Genomic DNA, 20001 nt, shown 5'->3' on the forward strand with positions numbered 1-20001 from the left:
GATGGCCGCTTTGCCGGCTTTACCTGCCGGCCCGGAGCGGCTAACCGAACCGCCACATCAGCGCACCCCGGGCTTTATTAACGAATGAACCAATATTCACAACTTAGTGGAGAGGCAGATCGGAGCGACACGCGCCCGATCCTGATCGTCCCCTACATGTGGATCGGCGATTTCGTCCGGAATCACACCGTCGTGCGGGTCCTGAACGAGCGCTGGCCGAACCGGCCGGTCGATCTGCTCACGACGTCCCTGTGCGCGCCCCTGGTCGATTACATGCCCGGCGTGCGCCAAGGAATCGTGTGGGACCTGCCGCGCGGTCGGCTCGCCGTGGGGCGGCAGTTCGGCCTGGCGAAGCTCCTGCGCGAGCGAAACTATGGCACCGCCCTGGTGCTACCCCGGACCTGGAAGGCCGCCATTGCGCCCGCTTTGGCGGGGATTCCGGAAAGGGTCGGCTTCGTCGGCGAGTTCCGGTTCGGCCTGCTCAATCGCTGGCGCTGGGGCGAAAAGAAACTGCCTCGCTTCATCGACAAGAACGCCGCCCTCGCCCAGCCCGATGGCGCCCCCTTGCCGGCGGAATGGCCGGTGCCGCAATTGCGGGTCCCGGCCGTGGACATCGTCCGCTGGCGGCAGGCCAATGACCTCAGCGCCGGCGCCGCCGTAGCGCTCGCGCCCGGCTCGGTCGGGGTGTCAAAACGCTGGACCTACTATCCGGAAGCCGCCCGCCTGCTCGCCGAGCGCGGCCTCGAGGTCTGGGTGGTCGGCGGCCCCGGGGAAAAGGGCCTGGCCCAGGAGATCGTCGCGGGGGGCGGCGCCGGGGTGCGAGACCTTACCGGCAACGATCTGCGCAACGGCGTGCTGGCCATGGCCGCGGCCGGCGTTGCGATCTCCAACGATTCCGGCCTGATGCACATCGCAGCCGCCCTGGGCACGCCGACCATGGGTATTTTCGGTCCGACCAGCCCCTACCTCTGGGCCCCCCTCAACGGCCTCGCCGCGACCGTGGTGCAGGACAAGAGCGTGCTCTCCTGCCAACCCTGCCAGAGCACGATCTGCAAGATGAACGACCACCGCTGCATGCGAGATATCGCGGCGAGCGAGGTGGTGGAGATTGCGCAGCGGGTGCTGGGTGAGGTGGGGTCAAGGGCTTCGACGTGAAGGCCGTCGAGGCTGCGCCGATGATGACATCATGCCGGTGTTTTGCCCGACGAGTCAAACTGAATTCGTAAAATCCGCAGACCATCAACCCACCGCCAAGCCATTGATTTCATTGTCCCCGGCTACTGTGCGTGGGGTTGTTTTCGCGGTTTTTGTTTTTGATGCCGCTACCACAGCGGCTCAGAGCAGCGGCCGATACACCTCGCCGATCCGCGCTGCCTCGGCATCGAGGCTGAACCGTTCGAGCACCCGCGCCCGCCCGCGTTCGCTCATCGCGGTTGCGGCAGCCACATCGCGCATCAGCGGCTCCAGCGCTGCGACCAGCGCATCCACATCACCGGTCGGGACCAGCACGCCGGTCACGCCATCCTCCACCACCAGTTCGGCCGCGCCGGCGCGCGCGGCGACCAGCGCGCTGCCGGCCGCCATCGCCTCGATCAACGTCAAGCCAAAACCTTCGTTGCGCGAAGTGAAGGCGTAGATGGTCAGCCGCTGATACCAGCGCTGCACATCTTCGATCGGCAGCTCGCCAGTGATGACGATGCGCGATTGCAGACCGGCGGCCTCGATCCGTTTCTTCAGGTCGTTTGCAAAAGCGGCTTGCTCGGGTGTGACCTGGCCGACGATAACAGCGGTGAAATCCGGATAGCGCGGCAGCAGGCGGCACATCGCATCGACGAACACATCGGTGCCCTTCTGGGCGCGCACGCGGCCGAAGCAGCCGATCGCGTAGCGGCCCGGCAGCGCGGTTTCCGCGAAGGCGGCGGTGCGGTCGAGCGGCGGCGCGTAGACAGCGGTGTCGACGCCGTGTGGGATCACCGTCGCCTTCACTTTCAGGAACGAGGCCGAAAGATCCGATGTCGCGATAATTGCGTCCATGCGCCGGATCAGCCAGCGCGTGATCCAGCTATGATGGCGTTGCGCCGCCGAGGTGAAGACCAGCTTCAGCGGCCAGCCGAGCGCGCGCAACAGCACGCCCGCGATCATCTCGTTGTTGCGGCGCGCGTGCCAGATCACCGGCGCCTTGCGGCGCCACAATCTCAGGAGATCGGCACCGTTCAGGCGCGCGATCCCCTCCGGCGCGTCGGAGCCGAACCATGCGGCGCGAAACAGCTTTGCCAGCCGCGGCGCCACCATCCGGTTGGTCGCAGTGACCCCGGAATAGCGCCTGTGCAGATTTGGCACGATCACTTCGAGATCGCTTGGGGAATTCGCCACGTCACGCTCCGTTTCGAAAGTCCCTATACGCAACATTAAGCATAGTGACCAGTTCAGCCGCGCCGATACCCCCTCTTCACCACGTAAACGTTAGCTTGGAGCGTTGATCGAAGACGGGTGAGATCATGACTGTGCTTGTCACCGGCGGTGCCGGCTATATCGGAAGCCACACGGTTCTGGCGCTGGCGGAAGCCGGCGAGGACGTCGTCGTGATCGACGATCTCTCCACCGGTTTCTCGGCCTATCTGCCCGAAGGCGTGCCGCTGTTCATTGGCGATGCCGGCGACGAGAACCTGCTCGAAGGCGTGATCGCCCAGCACAACATCGAAAGCATCATCCATTTCGCGGGCTCGGTGGTCGTGCCGGATTCGATGCGCGATCCGCTCGGCTATTACCGCAACAATTTCACGACCGCGCGCAACCTGCTCAACGTCGCGGTCAAGCGCGGCATCGACCGCTTCATCTTCTCCTCGACCGCGGCGGTCTACGGCGATCCGGACCAGGTGCCGGTGCCCGAGCATGCGCCGACACGGCCGCTGTCGCCCTACGGTTCGTCGAAGCTGATGACCGAGATCATGCTGCACGACGTCGCCGCCGCCTACGGCATGCAATACGTGACCCTGCGCTATTTCAACGTTGCGGGTGCCGATCCGCAGGCACGCATCGGTCTTGCCACCGCCGGCGCCACGCACCTGCTCAAGATCGCGGTGGAAGCCGCCACCGGCCAGCGCGCCAAGATCGACGTGTTCGGCACCGACTATCCGACCCAGGACGGCAGCTGCATCCGCGACTTCATCCACGTCACGGACCTGTCGCAGGCGCATCGCTCGGCGCTCGCCTATTTGCGCAACGGCGGCGCCTCGACGACGCTCAATTGCGGCTATGGCCGCGGCTATTCGGTGCTGGAGACCATCGACGCGGTACGCCGTGTCTCGGGCCGCAGCTTCGCCGTGCAATACGCCCCGCGCCGGCCCGGCGACATCATGACCATGGTCGCCGACACCAGCCGTATCCGCGGCCTGCTCGACTGGAAGCCGCAATACGACGACCTCGAGACCATCGCGGCCCATGCGCTGGCCTGGGAGGACAAGCTGTTCCGCGAGCGTCACGGCGAGCTCCGCCACGCCGCCTCGGCCTAGATTCCATTCCAGCGCAAGCCCTTAATTGGGCTTGAAAAGCGCTGGCTTAGCGGGCACAGAGGCCATTCGATCCCTGACGCGCGGGCAGGCTTTTCCTGTGCCGTCAATGGACTGCGGATGGCTCAGTTTCCAAAGAAAATCACCGACGATCCCTATGCGGCTGCGGTGCTGATTCGCCGCCTGGTCACGGAACAGGGGATCATCTACTGGCGGCGCTACCTCGTCGCCTTCGCGCTGATGGCGCTTGCCGCCGGATCGACCGCGGGCGCGACCTACGTGCTCGGCCAGGTCATCAACCAGGCCTATGTCGACAAGAACATCCCGGGCATCGCGATGTTCTCGGGCATCACCGTGATCCTGCTCTTCATCAAGGGCGTGGCGACCTACGGCCACATGGTGATCCTGACCAAGATCTCCAACGCCATCCTCGCCACCAACCAGCGCCAGCTGTTCGCCAAGCTGATGCGCGAGAGCGTCGGATTCTTCTCCGAGCGGCATTCGTCGGAATTTCTGGCGCGGCTGACGGCCGGCGCAAAGTCCATCACCGACGTCCTCAACATGCTGGTGAATGCGGTCGGGCGCGACCTCATGATGCTGCTCGCCATGATCGGCGTGATGGTGTGGCAGGATCCGGTGATGTCGTTCATCGGCCTCGTCGCCGTGCCGCCGGCGATGCTGGTGCTGCGCAAGCTGGTCAAGCGCATCAAGGGGCTCGCCTACAACCAGTTCACCGGCACCGCCGACATCCTGGAGACGATGCAGGAATCGCTGCAGGGCATCCGCACGGTGAAAGCGTTCACGCTCGAAGACACCATGCAGAACCGCATCGACGAGAATATCGCGATCGTCGAGCGCAACGCCAACAAGATGGCCCGCGTCGCCAATCGCTCCAATCCGCTGATGGAGATGCTCGGCGGCTTCGCAGTCGCCGGCTGCCTGCTCTATGGCGGCTATAGCGTGGTCGCGCTCAACGCCACGCCCGGCGCGTTCTTTTCGTTCATGACGGCGTTCCTGATGGCGACCGAGCCGGCCAAGCGGCTGGCGCGGCTCAACATCGACCTCAACAGCCAGCTCGTCGGCGCCCGCATGCTGCTCGAAGTCGTCGACAGCCCCGCGAGCGAACACTCCGACGACGACAAGCCGGCGCTGAAACTCTCGAACGCACGCATCGAGCTGCGCGACGTCAGCTTCTCCTATCGCAACGGTGAGACCGTCCTCAATCGCATGAGCTTTGTTGCCGAGCCCGGCAAGGTCACCGCGCTGGTCGGCCCCTCCGGCGGCGGCAAATCGACCGTGCTGGGGTTGCTGCTGCGCTTCCACGAGGTGACGCAAGGCGACATCGTGATCGACGGCCAGTCGATCGGCGCCGTCTCGCGAAAATCGCTGCGGGCTCAGACCGCCTATGTCGGCCAGGACGTCTATCTGTTCCGCGACACCATCCGCAACAACATCGCCTTCGGCCGCGCGGGCGCGACCGAAGAACAAATCATCGATGCTGCGAAAGCAGCCTGCGCGCATGATTTCATCATGGGCTTCCCGCTCGGCTACGACACGCCCGTCGGCGAACACGGCACGCAGCTGTCCGGCGGCCAGCGGCAGCGCATCGCAGTCGCGCGCGCGCTGATCAAGAACGCGCCGATCATCCTGCTCGACGAAGCCACCGCCGCGCTCGATTCGGAATCCGAACGGCAGGTGCAGGAGGCGATCGAGCATCTCTGCCAGAACCGCACCACGATCGTGATCGCGCATCGCCTGCACACCATCATGCACGCCGATGCGATCCTGGTGGTCGAGGGTGGCGAGATCGTCGAGCAGGGCCGGCATGACGAGCTGCTCCGGCGCGGCGGGCGCTACGCCTCGTTCTTCCGCTTGCAGCATCACGAAGCCGGCGCTCTGGCGCCGATCAGCGCAACCGCATAGAGTTCCCTTCACCTCAAGAGCAGCGAGATCGCACCATGAACGCCGCCTCCTACGTCATCCCGCTTCCGACCCAGGCTTCGCTTCCCGTCGTCGGGGAAAGCGGCCTATATCCCGTGCGCCGCATCTGGTGCGTCGGCCGCAACTATCTCGAGCACATCCGCGAGATGGGCAACGACGAGCGCGCCCCGCCGTTCTTCTTCGCCAAGCACGCCGACATGCTGGTGCCCGACGGCGCCACCATTCCCTATCCGCCGCTGACCAAGGATTTGCATCACGAGGTCGAGCTGATCGTCGCGATGAAGAGCGGCGGCCTCAACATTCCCGCCGACAAGGCGCTCGACCATGTCTACGGCTATGCCGTCGGCATCGACTTGACCCGCCGCGACCTCCAGATCGCCTCGCGCAAGAAGGAGCGTCCGTGGGAGATCGGCAAGTCGTTCGACTATTCGGCGCCCTGCTCCGCGGTGCAGCCGGCATCGAAGATCGGCCATCCCGCCAAGGGCAAGATCTGGCTCACGGTCAACGGCAAGGAAGCGCAGAAAGGCGATCTCACCGAGCTGATCTGGAACGTGCCCGAGATCATCTGGCAGCTCTCGCAGCAGGTGAAGCTCGCCGCCGGCGACATCATCATGACGGGCACGCCGGCCGGCGTGTCGCAGCTCCAGCCCGGCGACAAGCTCGAATGCGGCGTCGACGGCGTCGGCACGCTGAAGGTCTCGATCGGCCAACCCGAGTAAGGCTCACGGCGGCTCGAACTAAGAAGGCCTCGGACATGTCCGGGGCCTTTTGCATTTCGCTGGCGGACGATGCCGATCTACCAAGCCTTCACCGGCCGATCGGCGTGGCTTGCCTGCGGCACACCCCGATTGAGCGACATGTGGGAATGCACGCACAGCCAACCATCGCCACGTCTTGAAAACACCATCGTGGCCCGGCCGGGGCGCGGAAACGCGCTGCCGTCGGGATGATAGCCTGTGCTCGTCCACGGTACGATCACGGTCGCCATCGTGCCATCAGACGATGCCAGGATCGAGGCCTGGTCGATGACGAAACGGAAGTCGGCCGTCTTGGGCCAGACGTTATCCCATTGCGTGGTGACCCATTGGTCGAGGCCGGGAATGACGTCGTTGTGCGTGCCGAAGGCCAGCACATCCGGATGGAAGAGCGGCCGCGCCGAAGCATAGTCGACCTCGCGGACATAACCTGCAAAGGTCTCCAGCCATTGGCGAAAGAACTGCGTGATCTCGGCATTCGCGGTCGGCAAGGAGGCCATCGCCTGCTCCATGTTCGGCAACTCAATCGCGGCAATCTTTGTTGCCATGAGGCGAACCGTCCAGCAAGATATGTGGAGAGCACCGGTGGAGATCGATCGACGAACCGGGCCGATTTCATGGAGCCAGACTCATGAGACGCCTTCTCCTGCTTGCGGCCACGCTTATCGTCTCGTGCAACGTTGCCAGCGCGCAATCCGGTCAGCCCTATGCCGGCCTTGAGCAGCGCCCCATCAAGGCGCTGTCGCACCAGCAGATCGACGATCTTCGAGCTGGACGTGGCATGGGCCTGGCGCTTGCCGCCGAACTCAATGGATATCCCGGTCCGAGCCATGTTCTTGAGTTCGGTGACCGGCTTGACTTGACCGCGGATCAGCGCATCCGGGTTCAGCGCCTGTTCGAGGCCATGAAGCAAGAGGCGGTCCCGCTGGGTAACAAGCTGGTCGAGCAGGAAACGGAGTTGGACCGGCTCTTCTCTGCCCGCGTCGCGACATCGGAGTCACTCAAGGCGACCCTCGTTGCCATTGCGGAAACCCAGGCCTTGCTCCGCGAAAGCCACCTCAAATATCATCTGTCGACGACCGCCTTGCTCGATCAGAACCAGATGCAGCGATACGCGGAGCTGCGAGGTTACCAACGCCCCGATAGCTCCGAAGGACACAAGCACCATCACTAGACGCGGTCATCGCAGCGCCGACAGCACGATGAGGCCGCGCTTCAGGTCAGCGGGCCGGCACCCGCCCCCGGGCTACAGCTTCAACCACATCAATCTCGGCGACAGCACCGAGAAGCTGATGGCGCAGTTCGGCGGCCCCTTCCATGTCGGGCCGAGCGGGCTGGAGATGACCGAGCTCTGGACCTATCACCCATGGCCCTTCTCATTCGAAGTGCAGGCGGACCGTGTCACGTCAATCCGGATCAACGATCCGACCGTCCAGTAATTGATTGTACGCGGCCCTAGTCACGCCCGTGACAGGGCCTGGAGACCCTTGAACATCAGGCGCTTGGGGTCGGTGACGCCGGCGAGATACAGGCGGCGGATGAACGCAATGACGGCGTCGCGGTCGCAATCGGTCAACGCGACGACGGCGTCGACCGCGATTCTCTGGGCTTCCATTGGGCTCACCTCGGCCTTGCAAGTAACCCCGGCCGAGACAGGCTAGGACTCCGCGGTTAATCCGACGTTAACCGTTCGGGCAGCATGGCTGATTCAGCCTAGCGGCCGTATACGCAAAACAACGCATTGCCCGTGCGCGCAGCGGCTCACCGCGCAGTGATGCTGTTCTTGAGCTGTGCAAACTGCTTCTTCAGCCGTGGCACCGCAAAGTCCGTGAAGGTCCGCACCTTCGGCACCGAGAGCCGGCCCTGCGGACAGATCAAATGCGCGGGCATCTCGGGATCCTCGTCGCCGGACAGCACGATCTCGAGCTCGCCGCGCGCGACCTGCTCACCCACCTGGTACGAATACATTCGCGCCACACCGCGGCCGGCGACGGCCGAGGCCACCGCCGCATAGGTGCTGTTGACGACGAGCCGCGGCGTGAACTGCACCGTGCGGGCAGCCGACGAGCCGACCTGCGGCGCAAAGGTCCACGAATTGGGAAGGTGGGCCATCGCGACGATCTGGTGCTTGGCGAGATCGCCTGGCTCGGTGATGCGCGGGTGCTGCTTCAGATAGCGTGGTGATGCCACCACGACGCGGCTGATCTCGCCGACCCGCATCGCGACCATCGCTGAATCCGCGAGATGGCCGATGCGGAGCGCGACGTCGACCCCCTCCTCGATCAGATTGACCGCGCGATCGAACAGCAGGAGTTTTGCCGACACGGTCGGATAGGCATCGAGAAACGCATCGAGGATCGGCCGCAGCACCATCTCACCTGACACCACCGGGGCAGTGATCGTGAGCAAGCCGCGGGGCGCCGTGCGCGGCCCGGCCGCGATGTCGTCAGCCTCCTCCAATTCGGTGAGCACGCGCCTGCAGACCGCGACATAGCGCTCGCCCTCCTCGCTCAGCTTGATGGAGCGTGTGGTCCGGTGCAGCAGCTCGGCACCGACCCGCTGCTCCAGGAAAGCAATGGCGCGGCTCACCGCCGCCGGCGAACGGCTGAGCTTGCGGCCCGCAGCGGCAAGGCTGCCCTCGTCCACCGCAAGGACAAACACCTTCATCGCATCCAGACGATCCATACGTTTCCCGCCAGCCCATCGAGGTCACACTGGAAGCTAGGCGTTCGCTCCCGCTGCGACAACCACCCGCGGCGCCGGTCCGGCATTCGTTCGCGCGGCGAAAGAGTGTCTGCCGGGCAGCGCGTATTCGCAGCCGGCCCAACACGGCGTACTTCACCCGCCAAGCCAGCCGCTGCTGGCGCAGGTTCTGAAAGCCAACAACGGGAGCCCATCATGGGTATCGAACAGAAGGTTGCCATCATCACCGGTGCCTCGCAGGGCATCGGTGCGGCCCTAGTCCAGGGTTTTCGCGATCGAAACTATCGCGTCGTCGCGACAGCGCGCTCCATCAAGCCGTCGGGCGATGACGATGTCCTCGCCATTGCCGGCGACATCGCCGACCGGAACACCGCCGAGCGGGTGGTCTCGCAAGCCGTCGCCCGCTTCGGCCGCGTCGACTCGCTGGTCAACAACGCCGGCATCTTCGTCGCAAAGCCGTTCACGCAGTACACGGCGGAGGACTATGCGGCGGTGATGGGCACCAACGTCGCGGGCTTCTTCCACGTCACGCAGCTTGCCATCGCCGAGATGGAGAAGCAGGGGTCCGGGCACGTCGTCCAGATCACAACCACGCTGGTCGACCGGGCCAATTCGAACGTGCCCTCGGTGCTGGCCTCGCTGAGCAAGGGCGGGTTGAGCGCCGCGACCAAGTCGCTCGCGATCGAATATGCCAAGCGCGGTATCCGCGTGAACGCGGTGTCGCCCGGCATCATCAAGTCGCCGATGCATCCCGTCGCGACGCACGCCCAGCTCGATGGGCTGCATCCCGTCGGCCATATGGGCGAGATGTCCGACATCGTCGATGCCGTGCTCTATCTCGAGGGCGCCTCCTTCGTCACCGGCGAAATCCTGCATGTCGACGGCGGCCAGAGCGCCGGCCACTGAACGCTAGCCTTCGCGCGCACGAGGACGACATGACAGACGCAGATGCCAAGCAGCAAGTTCATCCCCGACCGCATCTGCGGTCGGGTTCGACATCAGAGATTTCTTCACAGCAAACCTGGCGATATGCGGTAGCCGGATTGTCAGCATCGCTGGTCGGACTCGGCCTCGCGCTTTTCCTATACGCCGCTGATCCCGGCCCTGATCGCCGCAAAATGGTTCGGCGCGTCCGACGTCGTCTATCTCGGTGCAGCGAACCTGGCCGGCTATCTCGCCGGCGCGCTCGCGGCGCGGACCGCGGCCGCGCGCATCGGCGCCGTTCGCACCTTGCGGGCGATGATGTTGCTCGCGACCCTCTCCTTTTTTGCCAGCTCAACCCCGGTGTCGTTCACCTGGTTCTTCGCCTGGCGCTTCCTGTCGGGGCTCACCGGCGGAATCATCATGGTACTGGCGGCCTCCGTCATTCTGCCCCATACCTCGGCCGCAAAGCGCGGCATGGTCGGCGGCGTGATCTTTGCCGGTGTCGGGCTCGGTGTCGCCGCATCGGGCACGCTGGTGCCGCTATTGCTGCAGCAAGGCTTGCAACAGAGTTGGTATGGTCTTGGCGTGGTCTCGGGCACGCTCACGCTGGTGAGCTGGTGGAACTGGCCTGCCGAGGCCAAGACCGATACCGTGTCATCGCAGCGGGCGAAGCACGCTTCGCCCGCTGTTCGCGGCTTGCTCGTCCAATACGGCCTCAACGCGGTGGCGCTGGTGCCGCACATGGTCTTCATCGTCGATTTCGTCGCGCGCGGCCTCGGCCAGGGTATTGCCGCGGGATCGCACTACTGGGTGCTCTACGGCCTTGGCGCAATCGTCGGCCCCCTGGTCACCGGTCACCTCGGCGATCGCGCCGGGTTTGGACCCGCGCTACGCGCCGCCTTCCTGATCGAAGCGGCCGCCGTGTTGCTCCCGACCGTCAGTACCGCGCCTCTCTCGCTGATCGTGTCGAGCGTGGTGGTCGGCGGCTTCACACCCGGCATCGTACCGCTCGTGCTCGGACGTATCCATGAGCTGGTCCCCCATTCTGCCGAGCAGCAGCGCAGGACGTGGAGCCATGCCACGACCAGCTTTGCGCTGTTCCAGGCGGCCGCGGCCTACGGCTTCTCCTGGATCTACGCGCAGACCGGCGGCGATTATCTCGTCCTGTTCGCGCTGGGCGGTGGCGCCGTGGTGCTCGCACTCGCGATTGATTTTGCCCTGCCGCTTACCACCCGTAAGGCTTAGAACGCCGAGGTCGTCGCGATCAGGAATATTGCATCACGCCGTCGTCGATCCGGCCGAACCGCAAGGAGACGATGTCGAGCGCGTAGTTCTGGTAGAGCCGCCACGGCTGCTTCGAGCCTTGCTTCGGCATCTTTGCGACCGAGCGCAGCACATAACCCGAGGTGAAGTCGAGCGACGGCTGCGCGGTAATCGAGGGATCGTCATTGTGCGGCATGCACTGCCGGAAATTGTGCCGGTCCATGTAGTTGATCAGGCGGCAGACATATTCGCAGGTGAGGTCGCATTTCAGTGTCCATGATGCGTTGGTGTAGCCGAAGGCGGAGGCCATGTTGGGCACGTCGGCATACATCATGCCTTTGTAGGTCAGCGTATTGGCGAAATCGACGGTGCGGCCGTCGACACTGATGTCGAGACCGCCGACGACCTGGAGCACCAGTCCCGTCGCGGTCACGATGATGTCCGCCGCAAGCTCGCTGCCGTCCTTCAGGCGGATACCGCCATGGGTAAACATGTCGATCTCTTTGGTCACCACGGAGGCGCGCTGCTCGCGAATCGCCTTGAACAGGTCGCCATCCGGCACGAGGCAGAGCCGCTGGTCCCACGGATTGTAGCGCGGCGTGAAATGGGTCGTGACGTCGTAGTCGGGGCCGAGCGCCATCTGCACGCCCTTGAGAACCAGCTCCTTCACCTTCGCAGGGCGGCGCCGACTGAGCTGGAAGAAGAACATCCCCCACATCACGTTGCGCCAGCGGATCAGATGATAGGCAAGCCGCGTCGGCAGATTGCGCCGCAATTTGTTGGCGACGGGATCCTGCGCCGGCCGCGACACCACATAGGTCGGTGAGCGCTGGAGCATGGTGACCTGCGCGGCCGTCTTGGCGAGCTCCGGCACCAGCGTCACCGCGGTCGCGCCCGAGCCGATCACGACGACGCGTTTGCCCGCGCAGTCGATGTCGTCGGTCCATTTCTGCGGATGCACGATGCTGCCGGCGAAATCCGAGACGCCCGGAAACTCCGGCGTGTATCCGGCCTCGTATTTGTAATAGCCCGAGCACATGAACAGGAAATTGCAGGTAAAGCGCACGGTTTCGGTGGCGTCCTCGCCGGTGATGCGCTCGGCCTCGACGGTCCAGCGCGCCTCACTCGTCGACCACGCCGCACGCTTGACACGATGGTGGAAGCGGATGTGCTTCTCGATGCCGTTCTCGACCGCGGTTTCGCGAACGTAGTTGAGGATTTGCGCGCCGTCGGCGATCGCCTTCGGATCGGTCCACGGCTTGAAGGAATAGCCGAGCGTGAACATGTCGCTGTCGGAGCGGACGCCGGGATAGCGAAATAGATCCCAGGTGCCGCCGATGCAGTCGCGTCCCTCGAGGATGACGTAGCTCTTGCCCGGACATTTGGTCTGGAGATGATAGCCCGCGCCAACACCGGACAGGCCGGCACCGACGATCAGCACGTCGAAATGGTCTTGAGCCATTGTTTCCTCCGCCGCCAGGAATTGTCTGACCGGGATCATCGCTCGTCAACTGGCAATCGGCCCTGACACAACCGCGAAGAGACGCGTTCGTCGCGCTCAAGACAACAAAGCCCCGGATCGCTCCGGGGCTTTGCGTCGAAAATAGATACGATCAGCGGATCAGTACCGATAATGGTCCGACTTGTACGGACCTTCCTGCTTGACGCCGATGTAGTCGGCCTGGTCCTTGCGCAGCTCGGTGAGCTTGACGCCGATCTTGGCGAGGTGCAGGCGCGCGACCTTTTCGTCGAGCGACTTCGGCAGCACGTAGACTTCCTTCTTGTACTTGCCGTCCTTGTTGTTGGCGAAGAGCTCGATCTGCGCCAGCGTCTGGTTGGTGAAGGAGGCCGACATCACGAAGGACGGATGGCCCATCGCATTGCCGAGATTCACGAGGCGGCCTTCCGACAGCATGATGATGCGGTGCTTGTCGGGGAATTCGATCTCGTCGACCTGCGGCTTGATGTTGGTCCATTTCAGGTTACGCAGACCCGCGATCTGGATCTCGTTGTCGAAGTGACCGATGTTGCAGACGATGGCGCGATCCTTCATCGCGCGCATGTGCTCGATCGTGATGATGTCCTTGTTGCCGGTCGCGGTGACGAAGATGTCGGCACGGGGCGCGGCGTCTTCCATGGTCACGACTTCATAGCCTTCCATCGCCGCCTGCAGCGCGCAGATCGGATCGACTTCGGAGACCATGACGCGGCAGCCGGCCTGGCGCAGCGAGGCGGCCGAACCCTTGCCGACGTCGCCGAAGCCCGCGACCATCGCAACCTTGCCCGACATCATCACGTCGGTGCCGCGGCGGATGCCGTCGACCAGCGATTCACGGCAGCCATAGAGGTTGTCGAACTTCGACTTGGTGACGCTGTCGTTGACGTTGATGGCCGGCCACAGCAGCGTGCCCGCCTTCTGCATGTCATAGAGACGATGCACGCCCGTGGTGGTCTCTTCGGAAACGCCCTTGATGCTCTTGGCGATCTCGGCGAAGTAGCCCTTCGGCTTCTCCTTGAGCTGCTTCTTCAGAAGCGCGAAGAAGACTTCCTCTTCTTCCGAACCCGGCTTGTCCAGGAACTTGGTGTCGCCGTTCTCGGCGCGCAGACCGAGATGGACGTACATGGTGGCGTCGCCGCCGTCGTCGAGGATCATGTTCGGGTGACCGCCGCCGTGCCAGTCGAACAGCTTGGCGGTGTAGTCCCAGTATTCGGTAAGGCTCTCACCCTTGACGGCGAACACCGGAATGCCGGCGGCTGCGATCGCCGCCGCAGCGTGATCCTGCGTCGAATAGATGTTGCAGGAGACCCAGCGGATGTCGGCGCCGAGCGCGGCCAGCGTCTCGATCAGCACGCCGGTCTGGATTGTCATGTGCAGCGAGCCGGCGATGCGCGCGCCCTTCAGCGGCTGCTTCGGGCCATACTCTTCGCGGGTGGCCATCAGGCCGGGCATCTCGGTCTCGGCGAGGGAGAGCTCCTTGCGGCCGAAATCGGCGAGCGAAATGTCCTTGACGATGTAATCGGTGAAGCCGGGCTTCGCGTTCATTGCGGGCGTCCTGTTGTTGAATTGGTCATTCCGGGCCGCCCTGGAGAGGCGAACCCGGAATCTCGATACGATGGAAGAACCGGGTTCGCCGCCGTGGCGGCGTCCCGGGAATCAGACCGCGCGCTTGAGCGCTTCAACGAGATCGGTCTTCTCCCAGGAGAAGCCGCCCTCGTTGTCGGGGGTACGGCCGAAATGGCCATAGGCGGAGGTGCGCGCGTAGATCGGGCGGTTGAGATCGAGATGGCTGCGGATGCCACGCGGGGTGAGATCCATCGCCTTGGCGGCGGCCTTCTCGAGCTGATCCTCCGACACCTTACCGGTGCCGTGGGTGTCGATGTAGATCGACAGCGGACGCGCCACGCCGATGGCGTAGGCGAGCTGCAATGTGCAGCGATCCGCAAGACCGGCCGCGACGATGTTCTTGGCGACATAGCGGGCCGCATAGGCGGCCGAGCGGTCGACCTTGGTCGGATCCTTGCCGGAGAACGCGCCGCCACCGTGCGGAGCCGCACCACCATAGGTGTCGACGATGATCTTGCGGCCGGTCAGGCCGGAATCGCCGTCGGGACCGCCGATGTAGAACTTGCCGGTCGGGTTGATGTGCCAGATGGTCTTCGCCGTGATCCAGTCCTTCGGCAGCGCCTCGCGCACATAGGGCTCGACGATGTCGCGAATCTGCTTGGACGAGATGTCCTCGACCAGATGCTGATGCGACACCACGATCTCGCGCACGCCGACCGGCTTGCCGTTCTCGTACTGCACGGTGACCTGGCTCTTGGAGTCCGGGCCCAACACCTTCTCGCGGCCGGAGTGGCGCGCTTCGGAGATGAGACGGAGGATCTTGTGGGCGTAGAAGATCGGCGCCGGCATCAGATCCGGCGTCTCGTTGGTGGCGTAGCCGAACATGATGCCCTGGTCGCCCGCGCCCTCTTCCTTGACTTCGCCCGGCTGCAGCGCATCCACGCCCTGCGCGATGTCGGCGGACTGCGGATGCAGCAGGATCTCGATGTCGGCCTTCTGCCAGTGGAAACCTTCCTGCTCGTAGCCGATGTCCTTGATCGCGGCGCGCACGACGCCTTCGATCTGCTCGTTGGTGACGGATGCGGGACCGCGGGTCTCACCGGCGATCACGACCTTGTTGGTGGTCGCGAGCGTTTCGCAGGCGGCGCGAATTTGCCAGGGATCGATGCCGGCTTTCGGTCCTTCGCGGTAGAACAGATCGACGATCTCGTCGGAAATCCGGTCGCACACCTTGTCCGGATGGCCTTCGGACACGGACTCGCTGGTGAAGAGATAGGACGCGCGCATCAGTAACCCCTTGTTCCGCCGCTAGCTGGCGGGCGTTTGCGATGTTTAGCTTTGAATGATGTCAATCACGCCGGCGCGAGATGACGTAGGATTCGTCGAGAAACCAGAGCCCATTATACTTTCGCAGCACGTCCCTGGCGGCATCCAGAGTGCGGCCGTTTTGAGTCATTTCCGTCAACCGGTCGTCCTCAATCTGAGCGACATACACCGCCGCATTCCAGGCTGCAAAGGCCGTCGAGGTTCCGATAGTGCCTGTCACCTCGTTGGGCAGCGCTTCCATATCATACCTGAAGATCGAGCGGTTATCTGCGTAAGCATTAAAATTTAGGTCGCGGCCCACCGAGCCGAGCTCATACTTCACCGCGCGCAATAGCTCATGACGGCTCACCGAGAAAGGATTTTCTCCGGGCCAGATCGCCTGGATCATCTCCATGCCCGGATCCTGCCCGTGGGAGTGAATTCCGATCAGGCGGCCGCCTGCCCGCAAGGCCCGCGCCAGGGGCGCAATGATCCGTTTTGCCCGGAAATTGACCGAGGACAGCGCGCGGTATGGCTGGGATGCAATAACGAGGTCAAAATTGGCCTCGGCCTGGCCCGGCCGTGGAATGGTCGAATCGAGCAGAAACCGCTGATCTTCACGGTAGAGCACCAGCACGACAGGCCGCTCATAGAGCGGCATCCCCGTGCGCGGGCTGACCGCTGCGCGCCAGTTCTGCTCCAAAAACGGCTTCAACTCCGCGATTTGCGTCTCGAACTCGCCCGAGGAAGCTCCCCGCAGGGGAACCTCGTGCCAGACGGTCGCGGCGGCCGCCGCGGGCGATGCCGGCGTGAGCCAGGGCGCCTCCGCGTAAAGCATGTTGGTAAAAACGAACACCGAGGCCGGATGCTCGAAAATGCGATCCGGCACCTTGTCCAGCGTCAGGCGGAGGTCCTCGAGACTGAGCTCCTTGCCGGCGACATAGAACGGCATGTGCGGAAAGCGCTGGTGCATCGCGCGCAGCACGCGCGCCAGCACCGTGCCGTCGCCAACGCCGGCATCGAACACGCGCAGCGCCGGCGGCCGGGGATGGATGCTGGCAAGCTCCAGCGCCACGCGCTCGGCGACCACCCGCTTCTCACTGCAAGTGTGGACGAACAGCAGGTATTTCTGGCGGTTCTCGAAGAAGCGGAAATTGCCGCGAGGATCGCGCTTTTCCGGCGGCACCTGAAGTCCCCGCGGGGGAGGCACGCCGCCGGCCATCGATGCGGCCATATAAGCCTGGATCCGGTCCAGCGTGTCGATCGTGATGCGCTTGCCCTCGCGCAGGCGATGCACAAGCTTCCCATCGTTCACCGCGCGCCGGCCAAACGTCGATTCCGCCATGTCGGCCTTGCGGCAGAACTCGGTGATTTGGCTCAGGATTTCGTCATTCTTCATGAAGTGGGACGCAGTGGGCAGAAGGATTGGGTAGCGCCTCCTAGCAAAATCTGCCCACTGAGGGAATAGGGGATAAAGCCGCCCCCGTTGCCGTGTGCACAACAGCGAGGCCATGAACCACCTTCCCCTGCCGGGCAACAAACAGACGCCTCTCCTCTACGGGACCACCGATGCGTCGCCTCCTCGTCGCGCTTTGCCTGCTCGCCGCAACGCTGTGGTCGGCGCCCGCTTTTTCGCAGGCGCGCAACCAGCTTGGGCCGCTCTGCACCACCGACACCACGCCGGCGGACCAGATGATCGACGCCTGCAGCAAGATCATCGCGCTGAAGGTGTTCAAAGGCGAGCAGCTCGCAACGGTCTACTTCTGGCGCGCGGTGGGCTGGAACAAGAAGGGCGAATACCCAAAGGTCATCACCGACGCCACGGAAGCGATCCGGCTCCAGCCGAGCCAGGCAGTCTATAATCTCAGGGGATCGGCCTACTACGACAGAGGCGAGTACGAAATCGCGATTGCCGATTTCGACGACGCGCTGAAGCTTGGCCCGCCGAGCGGTACCATATTCCACAATCGCGGCAATGCCTGGCGCGGCAAGGGCGACTACGCCAAGGCGATCGTCGACTACGACATGTCGATCAAAGCCGACCCGAGATCGGCGTTCTCGTTCCAGAACCGCGGCATCGCGAAGGAGGCGCTCGGCGACCTCGACGGCGCGCTGGCCGACATCAACCAGGCGATCCGGCTCGACCCGACACTGCCGCAGCCGCTGATCAACCGGACCGCGATCTGGCGCGTCAGAGGCGATTACGATCGCGCGATTGCCGACGGCAGCGAAGCGATTAGGCTCGCGAAAGAGAAGCCGCCCGTCAACATCATGACGCCGCCGAACAGCGTGCTGATCTCGGGCTACACCCATCGCGCGCTGGCCTATGAGGCGAAAGGCGATTACGCGCACGCGAGGGACGACTACAAGGCGACGCTGGCAATCACGGCTTCCGATGCCGGCAGCAAGGCCAATCAGGCCACGGCAAAGGTGCGGCTGTCGCTGGTCACCGACGCTAGCGTGCCGATCCCGCGGGATGGGCCATCACCGACCGAGCAGGCACAGGCACCGGCTCCCCAGCAGACGGGTGCCGCGCCGTCCCCCTCGCCTGCTCCGGCCGCGCGCGGCACGCGCATGGCGCTGATCATCGGCAATGGCGCCTATGCGCATGTCAAGGCACTGCCCAATCCGCCCAATGACGCGCGCGCCGTTGCGAAGAGCCTGCGCAACATCGGCTTCACTGTGTCAGAAGGCGTCGATCTCGACCGCGCGGCGATGCAAAAGATGACGCGTGACTTCTTGCGGGAGGCGGCGCGGGCGCAAATCGTGGTGGTCTACTATGCCGGCCACGGCGTGCAGGTCGAGGGTCGCAACTATCTCATTCCCGTCGACGTCGAGCTCAAGCCGGGCGCGAGGATGACGGACGCGATGATCGACATGGATACGATCATGGCCGGCCTCGACGACCAGGTCCGCACCAACATTTTGATCTTCGATGCCTGCCGCAATAATCCGATGGCACAGCAGGTTGCATCAGCTGCCACCAACCGCGCCATCGAAGCTGCCTCGGGCCTCGCAGCCCCAACGAGCCTGGGCGCCGGCGCGACGCTCGGCGCCGGCACGCTGATCGCTTTCGCCACTGCGCCGGGCCAGGTCGCGCTCGACGGCGAAGGCGCCAACTCGCCGTTCTCCGCTGCCCTCTCCCGCCACATCGGCACGCCTGGCCTGGAAGTGCAGCAGATGCTGACACGTGTGCGGGCGGAGGTGGTGTCGACCACAAAGAGCAAGCAGGTGCCGTGGTCGAACTCGTCGCTGCTGGGAGAGGTTTATCTGGCGGAGAAGTGAGGGGCGTGTGCCTCACCCTCGCCCGGCTTGACCGGGCGATCCAGTACGCCGAGAAGTCAGCGATTATCCGAGGAGCCGCGGCGTACTGGATTCCCCGCCTGCGCGGGGAATGACAGTGAGCGAGTGGAGCCCTATTGGCCCCACACTTCCTTCGCGATCTCCACGGCGAGGCTGAGCTTGGCCCACTGTTCCTCTTCGGAGAGGACGTTGCCCTCCTCCGTCGACGCAAAACCGCACTGCGGCGATAGTGCGAGCTGCTCCAGCGGGGCGAACTTGGCGGCTTCCTCGAGACGGCGCTTGATGTCATCCCTCTTCTCGAGCTCACCGAATTTCGAGGTGATGACGCCGACCACGACGACCTTGTTGCCCTTGGGCAGGAAGCGCAGCGGCTCGAAGCCACCCGCGCGGTCGCTGTCGTATTCGAGGAAATAGCCGTCGTAATTGGTGCCGGCGAGCATGGTCTCGGCAACCGGCTCGTAGCCGCCTGAAGAAATCCAGGTCGAACGGAAATTGCCGCGGCAGACATGCGTCGTCACCACCATGTCGGCGGGCTTCTCCGCCAGCGCGTAGTTGATGACGCGCGCATAGATCTGCTGGAGACCCTCGGGATTGTCGCCCCGCTCGCGCGCCTTCTGCAATTCGTCCGGCGAGCAGAGATAGGCCCACACGGTGTCGTCGAACTGGAGATAGCGGCAGCCGGCGTCATAGAACGCCTTTACGGCCTTGCGGTAGGTCTTGCCGAGGTCTTCGTAGAAGGCGTCGAGATCGGGATACACGTCCTTGGAGATCGCCTTGCGGCCGCCACGGAAGTGCAGCACCGCCGGCGACGGGATCGTCATCTTCGCGGTGACGTGGGCCTGGTCGGCGACCTTCTTCAGGAAGCGGAAGTGATCCAGCATCGGATGGTCATCGGGGAAATCGAGCTTGCCGATCACCCGCACCGCGTCATGCCGCGTCTCGACGCCCGCGAACTGGATGCCGGTGTCGGGGTGGAACATTTCGCAGCCGGTGAGCTTGGCCAGGAAGTCGAAATGCCACCAGGAGCGGCGGAATTCGCCGTCGGTTGCGAGCTTCAGGCCGAGCGAGGCCTGCTTATGCACGACCTTCTCGATCTCCATGTCCTCGATCTTGCGCAGATCGTCGGCCGAGATCTCGCCCTTCTCCAGCCTGGTGCGGGCTTCCTTGATCTTCGCGGGGCGCAGGAGGCTGCCGACCTCGTCGGCGCGGAAGGGGGCTTTGGTTCGCTGCATTT

General features: G+C 64.2%; 17 protein-coding genes and 1 pseudogene. 9 read left to right on the forward strand and 9 right to left on the reverse strand.

The features are described 5' to 3' along the window. Nucleotides 1-84: 84 nt before the first annotated feature. Nucleotides 85-1155 carry a lipopolysaccharide heptosyltransferase II gene (waaF, locus tag IVB45_RS25275; RefSeq protein WP_247362651.1) on the forward strand — a complete coding sequence of 357 codons (1071 nt, stop codon included), beginning with the start codon at nucleotides 85-87 and terminating at the stop codon, nucleotides 1153-1155. Nucleotides 1156-1335: 180 nt separating this feature from the next. Here waaF and IVB45_RS25280 read toward each other — a convergent pair whose 3' ends face one another. Continuing rightward, nucleotides 1336-2373, reverse strand: coding sequence for a glycosyltransferase family 4 protein (locus IVB45_RS25280; protein WP_247362652.1), 1038 nt, complete (start codon nucleotides 2371-2373; stop codon nucleotides 1336-1338). Between the two features lie 125 nt (nucleotides 2374-2498). Here IVB45_RS25280 and galE point away from each other — a divergent pair, with 125 nt between their 5' ends. The 3 genes from galE to IVB45_RS25295 all read left to right on the forward strand — a co-directional run bounded on the left by galE (nucleotide 2499) and on the right by IVB45_RS25295 (nucleotide 6169). Next, nucleotides 2499-3512 (forward strand): UDP-glucose 4-epimerase GalE, encoded by a 1014-nt coding sequence (gene galE, locus IVB45_RS25285; protein ID WP_247290164.1) that lies wholly within the window; start codon nucleotides 2499-2501, stop codon nucleotides 3510-3512. Between the two features lie 117 nt (nucleotides 3513-3629). After that, the gene (locus tag IVB45_RS25290) at nucleotides 3630-5432 is read left to right on the forward strand and encodes an ABC transporter ATP-binding protein (RefSeq protein WP_247362654.1); all 1803 of its coding nucleotides are present in this window, start codon (nucleotides 3630-3632) and stop codon (nucleotides 5430-5432) included. Nucleotides 5433-5467: 35 nt separating this feature from the next. After that, nucleotides 5468-6169, forward strand: a complete 702-nt coding sequence (locus tag IVB45_RS25295) for a fumarylacetoacetate hydrolase family protein (protein WP_247362656.1) — start codon at nucleotides 5468-5470, stop codon at nucleotides 6167-6169. 77 nt (nucleotides 6170-6246) lie between these two features. On the opposite strand, the gene IVB45_RS25300 is transcribed toward IVB45_RS25295, so the two are convergent. Further along, nucleotides 6247-6705, reverse strand: coding sequence for a nuclear transport factor 2 family protein (locus tag IVB45_RS25300; RefSeq protein WP_247362817.1), 459 nt, complete (start codon nucleotides 6703-6705; stop codon nucleotides 6247-6249). 131 nt (nucleotides 6706-6836) lie between these two features. Here IVB45_RS25300 and IVB45_RS25305 point away from each other — a divergent pair, with 131 nt between their 5' ends. Together IVB45_RS25305 and IVB45_RS25310 are read left to right on the forward strand one after the other, a co-directional pair. Continuing rightward, complete coding sequence (locus IVB45_RS25305; RefSeq protein WP_247362658.1) at nucleotides 6837-7379, forward strand: hypothetical protein; 543 nt, start codon at nucleotides 6837-6839, stop codon at nucleotides 7377-7379. Nucleotides 7380-7407: 28 nt separating this feature from the next. Then, nucleotides 7408-7644 carry a hypothetical protein gene (locus tag IVB45_RS25310; protein ID WP_247362661.1) on the forward strand — a complete coding sequence of 79 codons (237 nt, stop codon included), beginning with the start codon at nucleotides 7408-7410 and terminating at the stop codon, nucleotides 7642-7644. A 20-nt stretch (nucleotides 7645-7664) separates the two neighbouring features. On the opposite strand, the gene IVB45_RS25315 is transcribed toward IVB45_RS25310, so the two are convergent. Together IVB45_RS25315 and IVB45_RS25320 are read right to left on the reverse strand one after the other, a co-directional pair. Then, nucleotides 7665-7820: a hypothetical protein gene (locus IVB45_RS25315; RefSeq protein ID WP_247362664.1), complete on the reverse strand. Its 156-nt coding sequence runs from the start codon at nucleotides 7818-7820 to the stop codon at nucleotides 7665-7667. Nucleotides 7821-7966: 146 nt separating this feature from the next. Continuing rightward, nucleotides 7967-8890 carry a LysR family transcriptional regulator gene (locus IVB45_RS25320; protein ID WP_247362668.1) on the reverse strand — a complete coding sequence of 308 codons (924 nt, stop codon included), beginning with the start codon at nucleotides 8888-8890 and terminating at the stop codon, nucleotides 7967-7969. 213 nt (nucleotides 8891-9103) lie between these two features. On the opposite strand from IVB45_RS25320, the gene IVB45_RS25325 reads away from it, so the two are divergent. Continuing rightward, nucleotides 9104-9814, forward strand: coding sequence for an SDR family oxidoreductase (locus IVB45_RS25325; protein ID WP_247362671.1), 711 nt, complete (start codon nucleotides 9104-9106; stop codon nucleotides 9812-9814). Between the two features lie 29 nt (nucleotides 9815-9843). After that, nucleotides 9844-11077, forward strand: a pseudogene (locus IVB45_RS25330) (YbfB/YjiJ family MFS transporter). A gap of 19 nt (nucleotides 11078-11096) precedes the next feature. Here the strand turns inward: IVB45_RS25330 and IVB45_RS25335 are convergent. The 4 genes from IVB45_RS25335 to IVB45_RS25350 all read right to left on the reverse strand — a co-directional run bounded on the left by IVB45_RS25335 (nucleotide 11097) and on the right by IVB45_RS25350 (nucleotide 16863). Further along, nucleotides 11097-12557: an NAD(P)/FAD-dependent oxidoreductase gene (locus tag IVB45_RS25335; RefSeq protein WP_247362674.1), complete on the reverse strand. Its 1461-nt coding sequence runs from the start codon at nucleotides 12555-12557 to the stop codon at nucleotides 11097-11099. Between the two features lie 159 nt (nucleotides 12558-12716). Beyond that, a complete protein-coding gene (gene ahcY / locus IVB45_RS25340) occupies nucleotides 12717-14138 on the reverse strand; it encodes an adenosylhomocysteinase (protein ID WP_007601979.1) in 1422 nt (473 codons plus the stop codon). Between the two features lie 111 nt (nucleotides 14139-14249). Further along, entirely contained in the window at nucleotides 14250-15446 is a 1197-nt protein-coding gene (gene metK, locus IVB45_RS25345) for a methionine adenosyltransferase (protein ID WP_247290184.1), read from the reverse strand. A 61-nt stretch (nucleotides 15447-15507) separates the two neighbouring features. After that, on the reverse strand, nucleotides 15508-16863 hold the full coding sequence (locus tag IVB45_RS25350; RefSeq protein WP_027519010.1) for a hypothetical protein: 1356 nt from the start codon (nucleotides 16861-16863) through the stop codon (nucleotides 15508-15510). A gap of 170 nt (nucleotides 16864-17033) precedes the next feature. Between IVB45_RS25350 and IVB45_RS25355 the strand changes: the two genes are divergently transcribed. Beyond that, nucleotides 17034-18749: a caspase family protein gene (locus IVB45_RS25355; RefSeq protein ID WP_247362676.1), complete on the forward strand. Its 1716-nt coding sequence runs from the start codon at nucleotides 17034-17036 to the stop codon at nucleotides 18747-18749. Nucleotides 18750-18880: 131 nt separating this feature from the next. Here the strand turns inward: IVB45_RS25355 and IVB45_RS25360 are convergent, their stop codons facing one another. Next, complete coding sequence (locus tag IVB45_RS25360) at nucleotides 18881-19999, reverse strand: cobalamin-independent methionine synthase II family protein (RefSeq protein ID WP_247362679.1); 1119 nt, start codon at nucleotides 19997-19999, stop codon at nucleotides 18881-18883. Between the last annotated feature and the right edge of the window lie 2 nt (nucleotides 20000-20001).

Source organism: Bradyrhizobium sp. 4, assembly GCF_023100905.1.
GTDB lineage: Bacteria > Pseudomonadota > Alphaproteobacteria > Rhizobiales > Xanthobacteraceae > Bradyrhizobium.